General features: G+C 39.6%; 18 protein-coding genes and 1 pseudogene. 9 read left to right on the top strand and 10 right to left on the bottom strand.

The genetic code is table 11. The features are described 5' to 3' along the window. From AC1Z3T_RS06010 to AC1Z3T_RS06000, 3 genes are all read right to left on the bottom strand, one after another. The coding region (locus AC1Z3T_RS06010; protein WP_483396538.1) for an NAD(P)/FAD-dependent oxidoreductase at nucleotides 1-870 on the bottom strand (870 nt) is incomplete at its 3' end. A 161-nt stretch (nucleotides 871-1,031) separates the two neighbouring features. Continuing rightward, entirely contained in the window at nucleotides 1,032-2,282 is a 1,251-nt protein-coding gene (locus AC1Z3T_RS06005) for an MFS transporter (RefSeq protein WP_100885244.1), read from the bottom strand. A gap of 61 nt (nucleotides 2,283-2,343) precedes the next feature. Beyond that, the gene (locus AC1Z3T_RS06000; protein WP_100885243.1) at nucleotides 2,344-3,495 is read right to left on the bottom strand and encodes an acyl-CoA dehydrogenase family protein; all 1,152 of its coding nucleotides are present in this window, start codon (nucleotides 3,493-3,495) and stop codon (nucleotides 2,344-2,346) included. A gap of 332 nt (nucleotides 3,496-3,827) precedes the next feature. Here AC1Z3T_RS06000 and AC1Z3T_RS05995 point away from each other — a divergent pair, with 332 nt between their 5' ends. After that, a complete protein-coding gene (locus tag AC1Z3T_RS05995; RefSeq protein ID WP_100885242.1) occupies nucleotides 3,828-5,045 on the top strand; it encodes a CaiB/BaiF CoA transferase family protein in 1,218 nt (405 codons plus the stop codon). A 170-nt stretch (nucleotides 5,046-5,215) separates the two neighbouring features. Next, complete coding sequence (locus AC1Z3T_RS05990; RefSeq protein ID WP_004830750.1) at nucleotides 5,216-6,061, top strand: IclR family transcriptional regulator; 846 nt, start codon at nucleotides 5,216-5,218, stop codon at nucleotides 6,059-6,061. A gap of 38 nt (nucleotides 6,062-6,099) precedes the next feature. Here AC1Z3T_RS05990 and AC1Z3T_RS05985 read toward each other — a convergent pair. From AC1Z3T_RS05985 to AC1Z3T_RS05960, 6 genes and pseudogenes are all read right to left on the bottom strand, one after another. Next, nucleotides 6,100-7,288: pseudogene (locus tag AC1Z3T_RS05985) on the bottom strand (MFS transporter). Nucleotides 7,289-7,359: 71 nt separating this feature from the next. Continuing rightward, on the bottom strand, nucleotides 7,360-8,202 hold the full coding sequence (locus tag AC1Z3T_RS05980; RefSeq protein WP_004830752.1) for an IclR family transcriptional regulator: 843 nt from the start codon (nucleotides 8,200-8,202) through the stop codon (nucleotides 7,360-7,362). A gap of 105 nt (nucleotides 8,203-8,307) precedes the next feature. Beyond that, entirely contained in the window at nucleotides 8,308-9,513 is a 1,206-nt protein-coding gene (locus AC1Z3T_RS05975; RefSeq protein ID WP_009586414.1) for a 3-oxoadipyl-CoA thiolase, read from the bottom strand. Nucleotides 9,514-9,527: 14 nt separating this feature from the next. Continuing rightward, nucleotides 9,528-11,051 (bottom strand): 3-hydroxyacyl-CoA dehydrogenase, encoded by a 1,524-nt coding sequence (locus tag AC1Z3T_RS05970; protein WP_004830755.1) that lies wholly within the window; start codon nucleotides 11,049-11,051, stop codon nucleotides 9,528-9,530. A 57-nt stretch (nucleotides 11,052-11,108) separates the two neighbouring features. Then, the gene (locus AC1Z3T_RS05965) at nucleotides 11,109-11,870 is read right to left on the bottom strand and encodes an SDR family oxidoreductase (protein WP_100885240.1); all 762 of its coding nucleotides are present in this window, start codon (nucleotides 11,868-11,870) and stop codon (nucleotides 11,109-11,111) included. Nucleotides 11,871-11,899: 29 nt separating this feature from the next. Beyond that, nucleotides 11,900-12,688, bottom strand: coding sequence for an enoyl-CoA hydratase (locus AC1Z3T_RS05960; RefSeq protein ID WP_100885239.1), 789 nt, complete (start codon nucleotides 12,686-12,688; stop codon nucleotides 11,900-11,902). 313 nt (nucleotides 12,689-13,001) lie between these two features. Between AC1Z3T_RS05960 and AC1Z3T_RS05955 the strand changes: the two genes are divergently transcribed. The 6 genes from AC1Z3T_RS05955 to AC1Z3T_RS05930 are packed head-to-tail and all read left to right on the top strand — an operon-like array spanning nucleotide 13,002 to nucleotide 19,462. Then, the gene (locus AC1Z3T_RS05955; protein WP_100885238.1) at nucleotides 13,002-14,156 is read left to right on the top strand and encodes an acyl-CoA dehydrogenase family protein; all 1,155 of its coding nucleotides are present in this window, start codon (nucleotides 13,002-13,004) and stop codon (nucleotides 14,154-14,156) included. Nucleotides 14,157-14,213: 57 nt separating this feature from the next. Continuing rightward, nucleotides 14,214-15,509, top strand: a complete 1,296-nt coding sequence (locus tag AC1Z3T_RS05950; RefSeq protein ID WP_213065026.1) for an MFS transporter — start codon at nucleotides 14,214-14,216, stop codon at nucleotides 15,507-15,509. 46 nt (nucleotides 15,510-15,555) lie between these two features. After that, complete coding sequence (locus AC1Z3T_RS05945) at nucleotides 15,556-16,224, top strand: 3-oxoacid CoA-transferase subunit A (RefSeq protein ID WP_100885236.1); 669 nt, start codon at nucleotides 15,556-15,558, stop codon at nucleotides 16,222-16,224. Further along, on the top strand, nucleotides 16,224-16,877 hold the full coding sequence (locus AC1Z3T_RS05940; RefSeq protein ID WP_042088109.1) for a 3-oxoacid CoA-transferase subunit B: 654 nt from the start codon (nucleotides 16,224-16,226) through the stop codon (nucleotides 16,875-16,877). The genes AC1Z3T_RS05945 and AC1Z3T_RS05940 overlap by 1 nt, the downstream gene beginning before the upstream one ends. Before the next feature lie 39 nt (nucleotides 16,878-16,916). Continuing rightward, complete coding sequence (gene dcaP, locus AC1Z3T_RS05935) at nucleotides 16,917-18,233, top strand: outer membrane trimeric porin-like protein DcaP (RefSeq protein WP_100885235.1); 1,317 nt, start codon at nucleotides 16,917-16,919, stop codon at nucleotides 18,231-18,233. Between the two features lie 20 nt (nucleotides 18,234-18,253). After that, the gene (locus tag AC1Z3T_RS05930; protein WP_100885234.1) at nucleotides 18,254-19,462 is read left to right on the top strand and encodes an MFS transporter; all 1,209 of its coding nucleotides are present in this window, start codon (nucleotides 18,254-18,256) and stop codon (nucleotides 19,460-19,462) included. A 51-nt stretch (nucleotides 19,463-19,513) separates the two neighbouring features. On the opposite strand, the gene AC1Z3T_RS05925 is transcribed toward AC1Z3T_RS05930, so the two are convergent. Then, nucleotides 19,514-19,963 (bottom strand): PaaI family thioesterase, encoded by a 450-nt coding sequence (locus AC1Z3T_RS05925; protein ID WP_100885233.1) that lies wholly within the window; start codon nucleotides 19,961-19,963, stop codon nucleotides 19,514-19,516. A gap of 317 nt (nucleotides 19,964-20,280) precedes the next feature. Here AC1Z3T_RS05925 and AC1Z3T_RS05920 point away from each other — a divergent pair, with 317 nt between their 5' ends. Beyond that, entirely contained in the window at nucleotides 20,281-22,083 is a 1,803-nt protein-coding gene (locus tag AC1Z3T_RS05920; RefSeq protein ID WP_483396537.1) for an acyl-CoA dehydrogenase C-terminal domain-containing protein, read from the top strand. Nucleotides 22,084-22,101: the final 18 nt, after the last annotated feature.

Below are 22,101 nucleotides of genomic sequence, written 5' to 3'. Positions count from 1 at the left end.
ATGTGTTTTCCAACGTTGCATTTCCATAAAAGGGTATATATGTGGGTTGGTATAGCTCAGGTCAACAAAAGTTCCCAAGCTTATTTGGTTATTTTCAGCGTGATATAACCACCATCCACCTGATGTTGCTGTTTCTAAAAATGGCCAACCTGAACCATGCATCACCAAACCTGGTTTATGTTTTGCAGGGTCGATTTCCCAAAGCTCTTTAATCCCGATACCGTAATGTTGCGGATCGGCATCTTGATCTAAGTTGTATTTTGCAATTAAACGTTTACCGAGATGTCCACGGCAACCTTCTGCAAAAATCGTATATTTGGCATGAAGTTCATAACCAGGTGTGAAGTTATGCGTTGGTTCGCCATCTTTACCAACGCCCATATCACCAGTTTGAATCCCTTTTACAGAACCATCTTCATGATAAAGAATTTCTGAAGCAGCAAAGCCCGGGAAAATAGAAACTTCTAATTCCTCAGCTTTTTGACCCAACCAACGAACAACATTACCCAATGAAATGACATAGTTGCCATCGTTGTGCATGGTTTTAGGAATCATCCAATGCGGTGCTTCTTGAGATTTTTCAGCAGACATGAGGAAATAAGTCCTGTCCTCAGTCACAGGTACATTTAAAGGTGCACCTTGTTCTTTCCAGTCAGGGAAAAGTTCATTGATTGCACGAGGTTCAAGTACAGCACCAGAAAGGATATGCGCACCAACTTCAGAGCCTTTTTCAACTACACAAACAGAAAGGTCTGGAAGGTTGTTTTCAATAGCCAATTGACGAATTTTAATCGCAGCAGAAAGACCCGCAGGACCTGCGCCTACGATCACGACATCAAACTCCATCGATTCGCGTTGTATATCATTCATAAAAGAAATTCCATTTCGCTTGGCGGTATTTTAAATTATTTTAATAAAAATATCAAATGAAAGAGCTCGATATAAACTCAATTTTATAAATAAATCCAAAAAGATAGCAACAAAAAAGCCAGCAAAATTAAGCTGGCTTCACGGTCGTTAAATTTTAAAATTTAGGACTTTTGCGGATCGTATAATTTTTCTTTGATAAAAAGCGCAGGAATAACACCACAAATTAAATATGCAGCTCCCATAACCACAAAACCTAAACCAATCGAACCACCAGATGCCAAGAATCCGATCGTTGCAGGCGCAAGTGCAGCACCAAGTCGACCCACATTATAAGCGCCACCAATTGCTGTACCACGAATCGCTGTAGGGAAACTTTCAGTCATATATGTTGCATTTACACCATATGGAATACCATATAAGAATCCAAAAGCGATCAAAAGATACAAAATATTGCTTGGTGAATTGTAAAAAACAATCAAAGGTAGAAAAATCGCGGTACCAATTGCGCCAAATGCATAGGTAAAACGGCGCCCCAATTTATCAGCCATCATCCCTGCAAGAACTTTACCGAGAATCATGGCAGTATAAGTTCCGACCATATATGCAGTCATTTCCTTAAACTTCATCCCTAATTCACTTTCTAAATAGGATGGCATCCAGTTATTGACCCCATAATAACCAAACTGCAAGAAACCTGCTGTTAATGCCCATAAAATAAACATATTACGATTACGCTTATCTTTAAAAATCAATTGGAAAGCAGAGGTTTTTTCAACATCATGAGTAACGACTGGCTGTTTAAGGCGAGACTCTTGCCACGCTAAAGGTTCTGGCACAAGTACGTGCATCAAAATCGCAATCAATACAGGGACAATGGCAACGTAAAACAACATGCGCCAACCATGATCTGGGATAATCCAACCAGCAAGCAAAGTTGCAACGATATAACCGACTGTCCAACCTGCCTGTAATGTACCTAAGACGGTTGTACGGTAACGCGTCGGTACATATTCAGCCATTAAAGTATTACAGGCAATATAAAGTGAACCCAAACCCAGTGAAGCAAAAAAGCGCAGTAAGCCAAACTCTAGGAAATTTTGGGTAAAGCCTAATCCGCATGTCAGGAGTGAAAAAGTTAGGATCGAAAGTACTACAATACGCACTCGACCATATTTATCACATGCCCATCCTCCAAATATTCCCCCTACAGCCATACCCGCCAACGTAAAACTACCGAGCATACCTGCTTGAACTGAGCTTAAGCCAAAATCTGCTTTAATACTGTTTAGGCTATAAGACAGCAGCATGAGATCAGCGCCATCGACCAACAAAGCCAAGAATGCAAAAATAAATGCAATTTTCCAAGTGTGGGGTTGTATTGGGGAGATAGAGGTGGTGTAGTTTGTAGCCATAATCCATTACCTACATTTGATTTATGGCACTTTAATTCGTTTTAAAGTGCCGAAGAATTAATTAAGACACAGCACGAATCATGTTTCGGGCAATAATCATTTGCTGAATCTGAGTTGTTCCTTCATAAAGACGGAATAAACGCACATCTCGATAAAAACGTTCAATCGCATATTCGCTGATATAACCTGAACCCCCGTGAATCTGTACACATCGATCTGCGACACGACCACACATTTCAGTCGCAAACATTTTGGCGCATGAAGCTTCTGAACTGACATTTTGTCCAGCATCACGTTGTCTAGCTGCATCTATGACCATACATTTGGCGGCATAAATTTCAGCTTTAGAGTCAGCAAGCATGGCTTGAATCAATTGAAATTCTGCAATCGCTTGTCCAAACTGTTTACGTTCAATCGCAAACTTGAGCGCATCATCCAACATACGGATAGCGGCACCTACACTAATTGCAGCAATATGTAAGCGCCCTTTATCTAGAACTTTCATTGCTGTTTTAAAGCCGACGCCTTCGACACCACCGATCAGTGCAGAGGCAGGAATCCGACAGTTTTCAAAAATGACATCACAGGTGTGCGCACCTTTTTGTCCCATTTTTTGATCCTGTTTACCCAAAGAGATTCCTGCTGTTGTGCTATCCACAATAAATGCTGAGATCCCACCAGAACCTTTTATTTCAGGGTTAGTACGTGCCATGACTGTGAATACACCTGCATGTGGTGCATTGGTTATAAAGCGTTTAGTACCATTTAAAATATAGAAATCACCATCCTTAATGGCAGTCGTCTTGAGCGAAGCTGCATCTGAACCCGCATCTGGTTCAGTGAGACAAAATGAGCTGATTAGCTCTCCACGTGCTAGACGAGGTAAGAAAAATGATTTTTGAGTTTGGGTCCCATCAATGATTAAACCGCTTGAACCGATGCCGTTATTGGTACCGATCAAGGAACGGAAAGCAGGGGAAGTACGACCAAGTTCAAATGCAATCGTCACTTCCTCTTCCATAGTCAGTCCAAGACCATCATATTGCTCAGGAATCGTCAGACCAAATAAACCTAAAGTTCGCATTTGCTCAATAATTTTTTGAGGAATCTGATCTGTTTCTGCGACTTCATTCTCATGAGGAATCAATACACCATCTACAAACTGTCGAATCATATCTACCAGTTGGTTAAGTGTTTCCTGATCTCGAATCATAGTCTTGTCCTTTATACAACTTACTTAAAACATCAATCTAATGCGGGCAAAACCCTGCATTTCGTTTCGATATTAATCAATGGAATTGCATAAAACAATATATTTTGAAAATTAATTTCGCAATGCGATATGTTGTATTTTATTTAAAATATTATAATTACTTGATTTTATTGATCTATGTTTATTTAAAAACACATTATTATCAACTAGGAAAAATATTTTGATTGATTTTTGCATACTTGCATGTATATTAAAAATACATATCGCTATGCGAAACTTATACTAGATAAGTTTTTCTGTAGGAAATTAAACAAATCGAACGTGGAATAGACATGGGCGCTTTAAATGGAATTCGTGTACTTGATTTAAGTCGAGTACTGGCTGGACCGTGGTGTGGACAGATTCTTGCTGATCTAGGTGCAGAAGTTATTAAGGTTGAAAGACCAAAGTTGGGTGATGATACCCGTTCTTGGGGACCACCTTGGATGAAAGATGATGCAGGGCAGGACACACGTGAAGCTGCTTATTATCAGTCGACCAATCGAAATAAGCTTTCTGTTGCGATTGATATTGCAAATCCAGAAGGGCAATCGCTTATCAAAGCACTCATCCAAGATACGGATGTGGTTATTGAAAACTATAAAACAGGCTCTTTAAAAAAGTATGGCTTAGATTATGCCACTTTATCTGAAATCAACCCAAGACTGGTCTATTGCTCAATCACTGGTTTTGGACAAAATGGACCAAGAGCAGAAGAACCGGGTTATGATTTTATCATCCAAGGTATGGGCGGTCTGATGTCCATCACAGGTGAAAAGGATGATTTACCCGGCGGTGGTCCTCAAAAAGTGGGGGTAGCGTTTTCTGATTTATCCACTGGATTATATTCAACCATTGCCATACAGGCAGCCTTACTCAACCGTCATGTAACAGGTTTAGGTCAATATATAGATATGGCTTTACTTGATGTGCAAATCGCTACGATGGCAAACCAAGGAATGAACTATCTTTCCTCAGGAAAAATTCCTGAGCGTTATGGCAATGCACATGCCAATATTGTGCCTTACCAGTTATTTAAAGCTTCAGATCGAGAATTCATTATTGCTTGTGGTAATGACAGCCAATTCATTCAACTATGTAACAGTATTGGTTTAGCTGATTTACCCAACGATCCTCGCTTTAGCCGTAATGCGAGTCGAATCAAACATCGTGAGGAAGTGATTGATATTTTATCCAAGCATTTTTTAACCAAGACTGCTGATGAATGGGTAAATGCAATTTATGCAGCCAAAGTGCCTGTTGGGGTGATTAATAATCTCGAACAAGCTTTTAATGAACCTCAAGTGATTGCACGAGAAATGTTGGTAGAAATGCCACATCCACTTCGTGAAAAAATGACAGTCGTTGGTTCTCCCATCAAACTTTCTCGGACACCTGTAGAGTATCGAAATGCACCACCTTTATTGGGAGAGCATACACAAACAATCTTAGGTCGTATTATTTCAGATGAGAAATTTGCAGAATTAAAAGCTCAAGGTGTGATTGGTTAAGAGTTTTAATCCATTGATGTGAAAGGGCTATGATGATTAAGTTTCGCAATCATCAGAAAAATTAGACTTTTCACATCCACCTTTATGCATTATTTATTTTAAAGTGTATTTATAGAAAAAATAGATTATAATTTTCGCAGTGCGAAACAAATAGATGAAGTGTTATAACCATGACTGATGCCTTTGATGCAGAACAAACAGAAAAATTATTAGCGCCTTTGCGCCATGAGCTATTGCATCCTATAGAAGATATGCAGGATGAAAATGATCGTCAATTTATCACTGCCTTAGGACGTGGTTTAGAGCTATTGCGTTGTTTTACGCCAAAACATCAACATTTAGGTAATCAAGAACTCTCACAAATGACAGGTTTACCTAAACCGACAATTACTCGCTTAACCCATACTTTGTCACGCTTGGGCTATATCAAACAAGTGCCAAATTCGAGTAAATTCCAACTCTCTGTTGGTGTTTTGGCATTCGGATATTCAATGCTTTCCAATGTGTCCATCCGTAATATTGCACATCCTTATATGAAGAATTTAGCAGATTACGCAGGTGCTGCTGTTGCAATGGCGACACGTGATCGTTTGAATATGATTTATTTGGATGTGGTTCAAGGTAAAGGTAATATGACCATGCGACGTCAGGTTGGAACCTATTTGCCGATTCATTTAAGCTCGATGGGGCGTGCGTGTCTTGCAGCAATGCCTGAAGATGAAAGAGAATTTTTGCTGGATGCAATCCGTCGTAAACATAAAGAAGACTGGATTAAAATCAATCGTGATTTAGACAAAGCATTCAAAGATTATCAAGATTTTGGTTATTGCTTTTCCATTGGGGAGTGGCATAAAGATGTCAACTCTGTAGCTGTTCCATTGATTCATGAACAACATGGTCTATTGGTATTTAACTGCGGTGGTCCAAGCTTTATAATGAATCGTGAAAAACTGGAAGAAGATATTGCGCCACGTTTATTACATATGGTGAATAATATTCGTACTGAGATTAGTTAAATACAGCGTGTATAGCTGATTTATTGATCCAGACAAATTTAAAAAAACCAGCATAAATTATGCTGGTTTTTTTGCATCTGAAATACAACAATATAAACATAAAATGGCGAATACCAAGCCTAAGCTACACACACCTATCCAGCCAAAATGTTTCCAAGCATAACTGCCTGTCGTCGTGCCTAATGCACCACCTGCAAAATATCCCGTCATATAGATTGCATTAAAACGTGATCGTAACTCTTGGTTAAGCTTAAACACAATGCTTTGATTGGTGACATGAACAGCAGAAAGTGATGCATAAAGGATGAGTAGGGCAAAAATATAAAAGATGAAATGATAATCCAATAATAAAAATAATAACCAACTGAGGATTAGCCCGAAACCACAAGTGATTGATATTTTATGAATGTAGCCTTGATCAATGAATTTACCTGAGAAATTCGCCACAAATGTGCCTAAAATACCAACAAAACCAAATAATCCAATCGTGAAATCACTCAAAAAATATGGTGCTGGAGCCAGCAATAGTGACATTATGGTAAAGGTCAAACTGACACAGGCAAAAGTTAATCCACCAATATAGGTTCTTCTTCTTAGTCGACGATTCTGAAAAAAGATCTTTGGCAAGGAATGAATGGTTTTTACATAGTTTTCAGATTGGGTTGGAGGGAATCGACCAATATTACGATATAAAATAATCGCAATAATTAAGAGTAAAAATCCACTGATCAAATAGATCACATGCCATGCAAAGAGTGTAGAGATCAGTCCAGAAATTGAACGTGCCAATAACACGCCCATCATCAATCCACTGAGTAAAAATCCCACAACACGCCCGCTTTGTTGAACAGGGACCAGACTCGCTGCAAGCGGTAACAGTAGTTGAGCTGAACTCGAGAATAGCCCTGTAATGATTGTTCCAAACATCAACAGATAAATATTGTGAGAAAAGCCACTAATAATCAGTCCGAATGCAGCAAGCAACATAAAGATAAAAAGCAGCTTACGCTTTTCAAGAATATCCCCTAAAGGCATCAAAAACAGCAAGCCACAAGCATAAGTAATTTGCGCCAAAGTTGGCACCCACGCTGTTGTGGTATCCGATATATTTAAACTCAAACTCATTGAGTGAATCAGTGGTTGGCTAAAGTAATTCCCGCCCGTACAGATGCCTGCTGCAATTGCCATTAAAATAATGGTCGGGGTATAGAGTGTGTTTTTCATCATGCCTTTTGTTTGCTAGCATGAAATTGAATCATTTATTCATATGATCTTTGATCTTTTTTCAAATCAGCTGATCAGTGTGTTTCATTCAATGCATCTTGAATGTTATGCACCATATGAATTAAATGAGGTCCAATTTCACCTTCAAGTTTTTCCGGATTTAAATGAAAACTAGGTGCGCCACAGTTAAAGACATAAAGACCATGTTGAGAACTCACTAAAGGCACAGCAACAGAATTGACTTCTTTATGCCATTCACCTAAAGAAAGACAATATCCATAATCTTGGTAATCTCGAAAAGCACGTTCAAGAGAGCGTTTAATTGCAGGCCAGTTTTCAGGATTTTTTTGTTTCAGCGCATCGAGCAAGAAATTACGTTCACGTTCAGGTGTTGCCGCTAAACATGCTCTTCCCATAGAACTGCTGTGGAGGGGCAAGGTTGAACCTATCGGACGGCGCATATTTAACGCTGTTTCAATTTGAACTACATCAATATAAACCATGTTTAAGCGATCACGTGTCGCCATTGCAACAGGTGCTTGAACATATTGACTCAATTCTTCCATATAGCGATGCGCAATATTACGAATCGAAATATTGGACAAGGCAGCATAACCCAAAGACAAGACACCAATGTCTAAAGTGTATTTAGTTGAGTTAGGCAGTTGTTTTAAATAACCTAAAGACACAAGCGTGTTGGTAATCCGTGCAATCGTCGGTTTGGGTAAACCGGTCATTTTTGCCAACTCTTGGTTACCTAACACTTGATGGTTAGCAGAAAAACAACGTAACAGCTCTAAGCCACGTGCCAAAGATGCAATAAATTGTGGGTTATTTTCACGATGAATATGAGAAATAGGATCTAGACGTATCTCATCAAAATTTATAGTTTGTTCAGGTTCTGAATTCTGAGACATTCGATACTCAAATATAATAAACAACAGTTTATCCATTATATTTCGCTATGCAAAATAAATCCATTCATCACTGCGCTGTTGTGATGAATGGATAATCGTTAATGCTTAAGCAACGTTTTCAATCACCATTGCTAAGCCTTGTCCCACTCCAATACATAAACTCACCACTGCATATTTTTTATTACGGCGAATCAGTTCTCGTGACACTGTCAGTGCGAGACGTGCACCAGAAGCACCCAAAGGATGACCAATCGCAATTGCACCGCCATTTGGGTTCACACGTGGGTCATTAAAATCAATATCTAAACCTTTTAAGCAAGATAAGACTTGAGAAGCAAAAGCTTCATTGATTTCAATAATATCCATATCATCTAAACGAAGGCCTGCACGTGCTACAGCTTTTTTGATGGCTTCAATTGGACCAGCCCCCATAATACGTGGCTCAATGCCTGCCGCTGCCGCGGATAAAATTTTAGCCATAGGTTTTAAGCCATATTTTTGACCAGCGAGTTCTGAACCTATAAGAAGTGCTGCTGCACCATCATTGATGCCCGAGGCATTACCCGCTGTGACTACACCACCTTCAAATAGCGGTTTTAACTTGCTTAAAGCTTCTAGTGTAGAACTCGGACGTGGGTGTTCATCCTCTGTGACCAATTTTGGAGGTAATTTTTTTCCTTGAAAAACTTCGATGGGTGTAATTTCATCATTGAAAAAGCCATCTTGCTTGGCTTGTTGATATTTTGCCTGTGATTGAGCAGCAAATAGGTCTGCCTGTTCTCGAGTAATGCCAAATTCAACTGCAACATTATCGCCTGTTTCAGGCATAGAATGTCCACCATATTGTGCAATCAGCTTTTTATTGGGAAAACGTGAACCAATGGTGGTGTCGTAGATATTTACATCACGACTATAAGCACTTTCAGCTTTCGCCATCACAAAAGGCGCACGAGACATACTTTCTACACCTCCAGCAATATATAAGTCACCTTCACCACAGGTAATCGCACGTGCTGAATCAATGACAGCACCTAAACCACTGGCACATAAGCGGTTGACTGTTTGTCCAGCAACCGTTACAGGTAAACCTGCAAGCAATAGAGCATTCCGGGCAACATTGCGGCTGTCTTCACCACCTTGATTGGTATCTCCTAAAATGACATCTTCTATGTCTGCACCAGGCACACCTGTTTTTTCTAGAAGTTTTTGCATAACCATCGCAACAAGATCATCGGGGCGCACTGATGCAAGTTCGCCTGCATGTCGACCAATTGGACTACGTAGACCGTCATAAATATAAGCATTTAACATAGAGAATTTCCTTTTCAATATTCAGAATTAAAAGTAAGTGGTAAGTTTAATGCGACACGACGCTGTAGCCATGGGCTAGGACGATAACGTGGGTCATAGGTCAAGGCAGATATACGGTTGAGGATCAGTAAGATTTTATCGCTTCCAATCTGATCACCCCATTCAATTGGACCAAATGGATACCCGAGCCCTAAACGAACAGCAGCATTAATATCATCAACTGATGCGATATTTTGCTGGGCAATATCACAACCCAGATTGATCACCATGGCTAAAACACGTTGTGCAACAAAACCAATACTTTCATTGATCATACTGACCATTGCGCCATCTAAGTTAAAGATAGAATGGGCAGCCTGACGGTACTCAGATGTTGTTCGTAGCGATGGCATCAGTGTTCGATGTTTTTCGATACCATATAGCAGGTCGATTGCTACTGTATGCTCAGGGTTTAAGTGAAGCCGTTTGATTGTTTGTGTGGTATCTTCACCATAACAAGCCACTAGACATAAACTTTCCGCCTGCGGATGTTCGCCCGTATCCAAAGAAATATTGTGCTGGATGAGATAATCCTCGATGCGTTGTTTATCCTCAGCAAAGTCTGCTGCAATCCATACGCTCGGATACTTTGTTAATGCTTCGACATACTGTGCTGGTTTTTCACCGCTTTTGCTACCTGTTGCATAGCTATAAAAACCTTGTTTGACTTTTCGCCCAAGTTGTTTAGCTTCGAGCATTTGTTTGGTTAAAGGATTGGGTTTATAGCGTGCTTCTTCGTAATATTGATGGTAAATCGATTCCATTACTGGATGTGATACATCAAGCCCAGTTAAATCCATGAGCTCGAAGGGACCCATTCTGAAACCCACACCATCTCGTAAAATGCGGTCAATTTCACTAATATCTGAAACATTTTCATTTAAAATTTTTAATGCTTCTGTTCCATATGCTCGCCCAGCATGGTTAATGATAAATCCCGGAGTATCTTTGGCAATTACAGGGCGATGACCAAATGCATGAGATAACTGACAAAGTGCTTCAATGATCTGTGGATCTGTTTTTAACCCTTGGATAACTTCGACAACTTTCATCAGTGGAACAGGATTAAAGAAATGAAAGCCGACAACACGTTCAGGCAGTTTACAGTTTGCAGCAATTGCCGTGATAGACAGCGATGAGGTATTTGAAGCTAATATGGTGGTATCTGAAACGATTTGTTCAAGTTGCTGCATTAAACCTTGTTTAATGTCTAGACGTTCAACGATCGCTTCTATAACAAGATCGCAAGATTTTAAGTCTTCAAGTTGTTGCGCAACAATTAAATGTTGGTTGGCACTTTCAGCTTGTTCAACAGTGATTTTATTTTTTTCGACTAATTTTTGAAATGTTGCTGCAAGCTTTTCTTTAGCCTGTAGCGCAGCCCCATCTTTTGTGTCATATAAATAAGTTGTATGACCTGATTGTGCTGCGATTTGAGCAATACCACTGCCCATAATGCCCACACCGATTACAGCCAAGCTTTTAATATCATAAGTCATGTGATCATCCTGATAACTGATCTATATTCAAAAATAAAACGCGTAAAATTTGAGTTTTTAACTCAGACATTGCTTATCACCATCTATAGGTAAAATTTGTCCTGAAATCGAACGACCACTCTCTGAAGCTAAAAATAGGCATAAGTCAGCAATGTGTTTAGGATTGACAAAATATTTGAGTGATTGGTTTTTGAGTGCATTTTGAGTGACAGCATCTAAGGTGCTATGGGTCAGATCTGCACGTGCTTGCAGCACACGTTGTACACGCTCACCATCTACGGCACCAGGAAGTATGGCATTTACCCGAATATTGTCTGGACCAAGTTCCATTGACAATGTCTTGGTAAAACCAATCAGTCCCCATTTTGATGTTGAATAGGCTAACCGATAGGGATAGCCTAAACGTCCAGCGATGGATGACATATTGATAATGACACCAGACTTAGCACGTTTTAGATAAGGAATAGCAAATTGGGTAAGCAGAAAAGTACTGGTTAAATTTAGGTTCAATACAGTATTCCAATCATGAAAACTCAGTTCTTCTGCTGCTACAGTTGGACCCGAAATCCCAGTATTGTTAACCAATATGTCGATATGTCCCAGTTTTTCTGTCGCATCATTGAACATGTTTTTGATTTGATCATGTTTCGATAGATCACACTGATAAATATGAAGGCTAGGATACGCTTGCTGAAATTGAGTTAAGCTGTCTGCATTCATATCACAAACATAGACATCATCTTGTTGATTTAAAAATGCTTCTGCAATATGACGCCCAATTCCAGCACCGCCCGCGCTAATCAATACTTTTCTTGCCATTTTTATTCCACGTTGTTGATCGGTGAAGGTTATTTGCCTTGGTATGATGGTTTACGCTTTTCAATAAAAGCTTGAATACCTTCGTTTTTATCTTCAGTTGAAAACAGCAATTGGAACGATTTGCGCTCTAAGCATAGCCCTGCATTTAAAGGAACATCTTCGCTCATCAATGCAACTTCTTTAATTTGCTGCAGGGCAATTGGTGGCATTTTTGCGAGACTTTGAGCCATTTGAATCGCAGTGGGAATGGTTTGATCATCTTCAGTCACTTGAGAAACCAATCCAATGATATAAGCTTCTTCCGCCTTTACCATTGTACCCGTCATAATCATTCGCATCGCATGAAACTTACCTACAGCACGGAATAAGCGTTGTGTACCACCAGCGCCTGGCATCAAGCCCACCTTAATTTCGGGTTGCCCGAAAATTGCACCTTTGCCGGCAATAATGATGTCGCTATGCATTGCCAGTTCACAACCACCACCTAATGCATAGCCATTTACTGCAGCAATCACAGGTTTAGGGCATTGGGCAATGGCGCTCCAATAGCGCTCTGTATGTCGCAAAAGCATTTCTGTCGATGTTGCTGTTGCCATTTCTTTTAAGTCAGCACCCGCTGCAAACACCTCATCACCGCCTGTTAATACAATGGCATGGATCTGATCGTCGAAACTTAATTCAGTAAATACTTGAGCCAGTTGTTTACGTACTTCAGTGTTCAACGCATTTTTAGCTTCTGGACGATTGATCTTAATGATTGCTATATTTTGAAAACCATAATCAACTTCGATGAAATTGTTCCCTGTGATTTCACTCATTTATGAATTCCTTGTTTCGCATATCAAAACTATATTTCTTTAATAATGCTTATTTTGAAATTTATTTCAAGCATTATTTGTCTCTATGAAAATTTAAGTGGTTGACTATTTATCTAAGTGATTGATATTTAATAATCGTCAATTATAAAATTTCGTTAAACGAAATTAATTTTCAAAAAAGCTTGAATTTTTCATTTTTAATCTCTTATTATGAAACACATTCATAGTCAATAAGATTAAAAATCCAGCCCGATGCAGGATATCGTCGTTGGGCGTAATTCACCGAAAATAGATACAAGAAAGGAGATCATAGATGATTCGTGATGAAGGGATGTTGCAGCAATTACTGACGACAATTGGTGATTTTGTAAAAAATGAATTGATTCCACGTGAAAATGAAGTGGCTGAGCAAGACAAAATACCAGAAGATATTGTGCAACAAATGCGCGAGCTTGGTTTATTTGGACTCACCATTCCAGAGCAATATGGTGGTTTAGGGATTACCATGGAAGAAGAAGTTAATGTTGCATTTGCACTTGGACAAACCTCTCCAGCTTTTCGCTCACTCATTGGTACCAATAATGGTATCGGTTCAAGTGCTATTTTAATCGATGGTACAGAAGAGCAAAAACAAAAATACCTTCCTCGCTACGCCAGTGGAGAAATTATTGGTTCGTTTTGTTTGACCGAACCTGAAGCAGGTTCAGATGCAGCCTCTTTAAAAACCAGTGCAGTTAAAGAGGGTGATTTTTATATTCTCAATGGCACAAAACGCTTTATTACCAATGCTCCTCATGCTTCAACTTTTACAGTTATGGCGCGAACAAACCCCGAAATCAAAGGTGCAAATGGCATTTCTGCTTTTTTAGTCGAAGCCAATACCCCTGGGATAAGTTTAGGAAAAATTGATCAAAAGATGGGACAAAAAGGTTCTCATACTTGTGATGTAATTTTTGAAAATTGTCGAGTTCCCGCATCTGCTTTAATCGGTGGTGTGGAAGGCATAGGCTTTAAAACTGCAATGAAAGTCCTAGACAAAGGGCGCTTACATATTGGTGCTTATAGTGTGGGCATCGCTGAACGGATGTTAAATGATGCATTGCACTATGCCATTGAGCGCAAGCAATTTGGTCAGCCCATTGCTAACTTTCAATTGATTCAAGCCATGCTTGCAGATTCAAAAGCAGAAATTTATGCAGCGAAATGCATGGTCCTTGATGCTGCACGTCGCCGTGATCGTGGTGAAAACATTAGTACAGAAGCCTCTTGTAGCAAAATGTTTGCCACTGAAATGTGTGGTCGAGTTGCAGACCGCTGTGTGCAAATTCATGGTGGTGCGGGCTATATCAGTGAATACGCAATTGAACGTTTTTATCGTGATGTACGTTTATTCCGTTTATATGAAGGAACTACGCAGGTTCAACAATTGATTATTGCAAAAAATATGATTCGGGAAGCAACAACTTAATAAAGCATACATCGCTTGAGGCAGGGGATGCCTCATATTCTTTCTGAGGATATGGACATGACAACGGAAACTGTTACACAAAATAATGGTGGTCAATTGGATGCTGGAGAAGCCATTCAAACGCCTAAGAAGATTTGGATTACTGCATTTATATTTGCATTTTTTACATTGTTATGCGACGGCGCAGATTTAGGCTTTTTAGCCTTGAGTTTGACCAGTTTAAAAACTGAATTTCATCTGACCGGTGTACAAGCTGGTACATTGGGGAGTTTAACACTACTCGGTTCAGCCGTAGGCGGTTTAATTGGCGGTTGGGCTTGTGATCGGTTTGGTCGAGTCAGAATTATTGTATTTTTCATCGCTTTTTCTTCAGTGCTCACTTGTGCATTGGGTTTTACCCATTCTTATATGCAATTTGCCATCTTGAGAACAGTTGGAGCAATGGGCTTGGGGGCACTCTATATCGCCTGCAATATTTTAATGTCTGAGATGGTGCCAACTAAACACCGTTCAACTGTTTTAGCAACACTGATGACGGGTTATACCCTCGGTTCTTTACTTGCCACATTGTTGGCGGGTCATATTATTCCAGAACATGGTTGGCGCTTTCTTTACTGGCTCGCTATTACACCGATTATATTATCTGTACTGATGCATTTTATTGTTCCTGAGCCGGAGTCATGGAAAAAAGCACGCCAATTAAAAATGCTGGTTACGCCTCAAAGTACACAAGCGGTTAAACGTCAAAATCCATATTGGGAAATCTTACGTGATAAAAAACATGGCACTATGTTTGTGTTATGGATTCTCAGTACAGGTGCTTTGCAATTTGGCTACTACGGCGTAAGTAATTGGTTGCCTGCCTATTTAGAGTCAGATCTAGGAATCAAGTTTAAAGAAATGGCCATGTATATGGTAGGTACTTTCTTGATCATGATGTTCGCTAAGATCATTGCAGGAATTATTGCCGATAAATTGGGTCGCCGTGCTGTGTTTGCCTTTGGGACAATTGGTACTGCGCTGTTTATTCCCGTGATTGTTTATCTGAATACGCCAGCAAATATTCTATGGCTCATGTTGTTCTTTGGTTTCTTATACGGCATACCGTATGCCATTAATGCCACTTATATGACGGAAAGTTTTCCTACCTCCATCCGCGGTTCTGCTGTAGGCGGGGCATATAACATTGGTAAAGTGCTTTCGATTTTTTCACCACTCACGATTGGTTTTCTGTCACAAAATGGTTCGATTGGCTTAGGACTGTTGGTCATGGCAGGTGCTTACTTTATCTGTGGGGTAATTCCATTGTTATTTATCAAAGACAGACTATTTAATCCACAAAAGGCAGAGTGATGTTTAAGCTGCCAGTTGAATTCAAGCATATACAGGGACAAGGGAAATGATCAATAAAATCACCAGTGATATTGAACCCATTTTAAAGGCAATTCCCGATGGTGCAACCATCATGACCAGTGGTTTTGGTGTCACAGGTCAGCCAGCAGAACTCATTGAAGCCTTGATTGATTTAGGTAAAAAAGAGCTAACCATCGTGAATAACAATGCTGCTTCTGGTGATCGTGGTTTAACCCAACTTATCATTGCAGGTTGTGTCAGAAAAATGATCTGCTCTTTTCCAAAGTCAGCCGGTTCTAGCGTTTTTCAAGATTTATATCGTGCAGGAAAAATAGAATTGGAACTGGTGCCTCAAGGTAATTTAGCCTGTCGGATACAGGCGGCAGGTGCAGGTCTCGGTGCCATATTTACACCTACAGGCTATGGCACAAAAGTCGCAGAAGGTAAAGAAACCAGAACGATTCATGGTCGAAACTATGTACTTGAGTATCCACTTGAAGCCGATTTTGCTTTGATTTATGCAGATCAAGCAGATCGTTGGGGCAATTTGACCTATCGTAAAGCTGCACGGAACTTTGGTCCGATTATGGCAAAGGCTGCAAAAACAACAATCGTTCAAGTCAATCATACTGTTGAGTTGGGGAGTCTTGATCCCGAATGCATTATTACCCCCGGAATTTTTGTACAGCATGTCGTTAAAGTAGGAGATATCTAATGTCAATTCAAAAACGTTCACGTGAAGATATCGCTCAATTGATTGCTTTGGATATTCCCGAAGGTTCTTATGTCAATTTAGGTATTGGCTTACCGACCAATGTGGCCAAGTATTTACCTCAAGATAAAGAAATCTTCCTGCATTCAGAAAATGGTGTTTTGGCTTTTGGGCCTCCGCCAAAAGCAGATGAAGAAGATCAAGACTTAGTCAATGCAGGAAAGGAGTTAGTCACATTATTAGATGGTGGCTGTTTCATGCATCATGGTGATTCCTTTGACATTATGCGTGGTGGTCATCTTGATATTTGTGTGATTGGTGCATTTCAAGTTGCGGTGAATGGCGATCTTGCCAATTGGCATACAGGAAAAGTAGATGATGTACCAGCAGTCGGTGGTGCGATGGATTTGGCGGTGGGTGCAAAATCAATTTATGTCTATATGGAACATGTGACCAAACATGGCGAAGCAAAAATCGTCAATACACTCAGCTATCCAATGACTGGAGAACAATGTGTCAATCGTATATACACTGATTTATGCATTATCGAACTGAAAGATCACAAGGCTTATGTCACAGAAGTCGTTCAAGGACTGAGTTTTGATGAATTACAAGCACTAACGGGTTGCCCACTGATAGATGCCCGTGTCAATTAATTGACCTATATGGAAAAACGCTTCTTTAAGGATTAAAAGATGAAAAAATTAATTTTAGCTACAGCTTGTGCTGTGGCTTCAGGGACTATTTTTGCAAATTCTCCGAACACAGCAGAACAACGAATTAATGTATTAGAAGCTGAGTTGCAAAAACTGAAAGCAGAACTGGAAGCACAAAAAAGCGCGCAAAATAACTTGCAAGTCCAGCAAGCAAAAATTGAAGAAAATGTAGAAAAAAATAAGACCGATGAAAGCGCAAAACCCATCGCACCTTCATGGGTGACATGGACAGATAATGTCAAAGTCTATGGGATTGCTCGACTGGATGCAGCAGTTGATTTCAAGTCGTCACCTGACACTGGGGGAAGAACCACAAATAGTTTGAACCGCACCCCATTTGAAAGTGACAAACGTTCTGATCATGCTCGTTCGGATTCCATGATCAATGCCAGTCGAATAGGCGTGTATTTCAATAGTCCAGATAAGGCTGTTACAGGAAATATTGAAGCAGATTTTTTTGACAGTTCAAATATGGGAACGGGTGATGGTAAGTTCCGTATTCGTCATGCTTTCTTTACGTATAAAGACTGGACCTTTGGTCAAACTTGGTCATTGATGTCAAATATGGAAACTCGAACAGAATCCGTGGACTATACCCAGTTTATGGGAACATCCTATACCCGTACGCCTCAAGTGCGTTACGATTGGAAAGTAAACGGAAACAGCGATTTAAAAGTTGCATTGGAATATACAGGATCTCGAGTTTCAGCATTCCCGACATTGACCAGTCGCTATACGGTTAAACAAGGGGCTTTGACTGCTTTAGCTCAAGGTTTTATCAATGAAAAGTCTGTCGATGTCGCAAAAGATACGGTCAAGAAAGTAAGTTGGGGACTCGGTGCTGGATTAAAATACCAACTGACACCACAACAATCCCTCCAAGCCAATTATCAATATATTGTAGGTGATCAAAAATTCATGCCTTACATCACCCAGAGTGGTTTAACAAATGCGACTAACTTGAATGCAGCAGGTGATTTTTCGTTAAATACAGAAAAAAATGAATTACTAATGAATAAGCTCAATAGTCTAAATGTCGGCTATTCCTATAAATTTAATCCACAATGGCGTGCCAATTTGTCAGCCTCTATTTTTGCTTTTGATGATGATTCAGCCTATGCAAAACTTAACCCTGATGCAAACAAACGTCTGACAGATTATGCAGCAAACCTGTTCTATTCGCCTGCGGAACAAATTGATATTGGCATGGAATATCACCAAGGCAAACGGGAAGTGTTTGATGGAAGAACAGCGGATGTGTCTCGCATTAATTTTGTGTCGATGTATAAATTTTAACTACAGGTGAGGTTAAGGCAATGCAAAGCGTAGTTCGACCTGAAACAACACAAATCTTGTCAAAAAGCTTTATTTTCATCATGGCTATGGCTTGTGGAATTTGTGCAGGTTCAAACTATTATAATCAACCTTTGATTTATTCTATTGCCAATGCCTTGCAGGTTCATGTTGAACAAGTCGCATTCACTATTGTTATCGGCCAACTCTCTTATGCAGTTGGTCTATTCGTTTTAGTACCACTTGGTGATTTTTTTGAAAAACGGAGCTACATTTGTTTGCTGATGTGTTGCACAGGTTTTGCACAAATTGGACTCTCTTTCAGTCAATCCTTACACACATTGTATGGCTTTACCTTTTTGGCGACCTTTTTCTCAATCACCACACAAGTCTTGGTTCCCTTTGCAGCAGGTCTAGCTAGTCCGAAAAAAAGCCCTCAGGTGGTTGGAACACTGATGAGTGGGTTGTTTCTCGGTATCCTATTGGCACGATCAATCGCAGGTCTACTATCCACCATATGGTCTTGGCATGCCGTATATTTACTGAGTGGCATCGTCATTTTAGCTTTCGCTATGGTAATGTGGATCAAGTTACCTCTCGCTCGAAAGTCACATCAACTCACTGTTTTACAGATTTATCGCTCATTATTTACTTTGGCTGTTGACCAACCGCATTTAATTCGCCGTGGCATAGCGGGTGGGATTGGTTTTGGTATTTTAGCGCTGATCTTTACCACCATGACGTTTATTCTTGCCAATGCACCTTATTATTTTAACGATTTTCAAATTGGTTTATTTGGCATAGTGGGTTTAGCAGGAGTTTTCGCAACGCCTTGGGCTGGAAAACAAATCGCCAAAGGCTTAGAGAATAAAGTTGCTATCATTTGTATGTCATTGCTGTTGATTGCATGGATTCCACTATTTTTTGCACAACGCTCTTTATTTGCTTATGCATTTGGCGTCATTTTAGCTTATTTTGGCTTATCTGCATTTCATGTTCTCAATCAGAATTTGGTCTATCGCATTTCGGCACAGGCACGTTCTCGGATTAATTCTATCTATATGACCTTGTATTTTGGTGGTGCTGCATTAGGTTCTTTTGTCGCAGTTTATGCTTGGAAACATTGGGGATGGGTGGCATGTGTGATATTGGGCTTTACTATGGCATTAGTGAGCTTGGCGATAGACCGGATTGACTTTTACACGATGAAAAAACAACAGATCAAAAATTAAGCTCCATCAGGAGCTTAAAGCAAATGCTACTTAAGGTATTTATTTAAAGCCTTACTTACGTATGACCATCAATGTTGCTGTTGCAAATGCATAAATTTTGCCATGGTCATCGATAATTTTTCCTTCAGTGGTGATGATATTACGTCCTGCATTAATCAATTCTGCTTGTGCATAATAGGTTGTATCTATTTGCATGGGGCGAATCATTTTTACGTTCAGGTCTATCGTGCCATAACCAACGCCATGTTCAAGTAATGTATGGGCGGCACTTCCTGTTGCTGTATCTAAAGCGGTTGCACAAAAACCACCATGGATTGTCCCTTGTATATTTCGATGTGCTTGACTTGGCGTAACCTTATACGTTGCTTTTCCTTTAGCAACTTCAACTAACTGCATCGGAATGGTATGTGCCATCGGAGATGCTGAAATTTCTCCATTCTTTAAAGCAGTTAGGAACTCAAGACCAGTGTATTGAGGGCTATCCATAAATCTTCCTTGCAATGTTAAGCGATAGCATTAACATACTATAAATTTTAAATTTACGGAATGTTATTTTGCAATACAAAATTAAATTTATAATATCATTAAAGCAATTTTAATTTAAAATTTAAATAAACTATTTAAATACAATGAATTAATCAAAATCCAAACATATACACGTAGTTGATAATTTGGTTTTATACCAAAATAATGAAAATAAATTTTGCAATATGAAATTTATTTGATATTTTTAATTCATTCGAGAATAAAGTTCATTCAAAGGAAATCGCTTTTCCCTATAGCAAGCATAGGAAGCGCAATTGAAAAAGGAATAACGTATGCCTTTATATAAAGCACCATTACGTGATATGCAGTTTGTACTTCATGAAATGTTGAATACAGAAGAAACTTATCAGCAATTTTTGAATGATCAGAATGAACTGAGTCGTGAATTGATCAACCAATATTTACAGGCTGGTGCAGACTTTTGTGAAAATGAACTTGCACCTATCAATCAAAATGGCGATCAGCAAGGTTGCCTATTTGATCATGGCAAAGTAACAACACCGAAAGGCTTTAAAGAGGCTTATCAAAAATATACAGCGTTAGGATTTACCTCACTTACAGCTGATCCTGAATACGGTGGACAAGGTTTACCTACGTTATTAAGGATTGCAATTTCAGAAATGTTATGTGGTGCGAATTGGGCTTGGGCAATGTATCCAGGCTTATCGCATGGCGCAATGCGTACGATTGAGCATCATGGAACAGAACAACATAAGCAAATCTATTTATCCAAATTGATCAGTGGAATTTGGACTGGAACCATGTGCCTAACCGAGTCACATGCTGGCTCAGATTTGGGATTGATTCGCACTAAAGCTGAACCGAATGTGGATGGAAGTTATGCCATTACTGGCGAGAAAATCTTTATATCTGCTGGGGAACATGATTTGGCAGAAAACATTGTCCATATCGTTCTCGCTCGTCTTCCTCAAGCACCCGCTGGAACGAAAGGAATTTCACTATTTATCGTACCCAAATTTAAAGTAGATGATTCTGGCAATCTCCAAGATCGAAATAAAGTCATTTGTAGTGCGATTGAACATAAAATGGGAATTCATGGTAATGCAACTTGTGTGTTGAATTTTGATGGGGCAAAAGGTTTTTTAATTGGACCTGAAAACCGAGGTTTAAATTGCATGTTCACCTTTATGAATACCGCACGTATTGGTACAGCAGTACAAGGACTTGCAGCCTCTGAAATTTCATTTCAAGGTGCCTTGAACTACGCTAAGGAACGTTTAGCCATGCGTGCTTTGACTGGTGCAAAATACCCAGAAAAAAATGCGGATCCAATCATCGTACATCCTGCAGTACGTTCAATGTTAATGACTCAAAAAGCATTTTCTGAAGGAGGGCGTGCACTGGCATATTTCTTAGCGCAACATGTCGATATTGTTGAAAACACTCACAATCCAGAGCAAAAGATACACTCAGATGAATTACTGGCTTTTTTGAAGCCTATTGCCAAAGCTTTTTTAACCGAATCTGGTAATGAGTCTGCTAAACATGGTGTACAGATCTTTGGTGGACATGGATTTATTGTCGAACATGGCATGGAACAAATTGCTCGTGATGCACGTATTTCTACTTTGTATGAAGGTACAACAGAGATTCAATCATTAGACTTATTGGCACGCAAAGTATTAAAGTCTGAAGGAAAACTGTTAAACAATATGATTGATCTGATTGATCAATTTATTGCAACCCATCAATCAAATCCTGCACTTGTAACCTATATAACAACTTTGACTGAATTGAAACAACAATGGTTGTCCATCACTCAGCATATCTCGGTTCAAGCCCAGCAAAATCCAGAAGAAATTGGTGCTGCCTCAGTCGATTATCTGTACTTTTCAAGCTATGTCGTATTTGCTTACCTTTGGGCTCGTATGGCGCAAGTCGCAGAGCAAAAGTTAAATGATGGAACACAAGAAGAAAAATTTTATCGTGCCAAATTAGCCACTGCTCAATTTTTCTTTGAAAAACTACTTCATCGTACCAAAAGCCATGCTGCTTCGATCCAATCAGGTGCGAAAGCCGTTATGCAACTCGATCCTGATGATTTTGCATTTTAAGCAAAATTACGTCATATA

The sequence above is a fragment of the Acinetobacter sp. B-6 genome (assembly GCF_056930735.1).
Note: the sequence above shows the minus strand (reverse complement) of the source record. Positions and strands in the feature narration are given on the sequence as shown.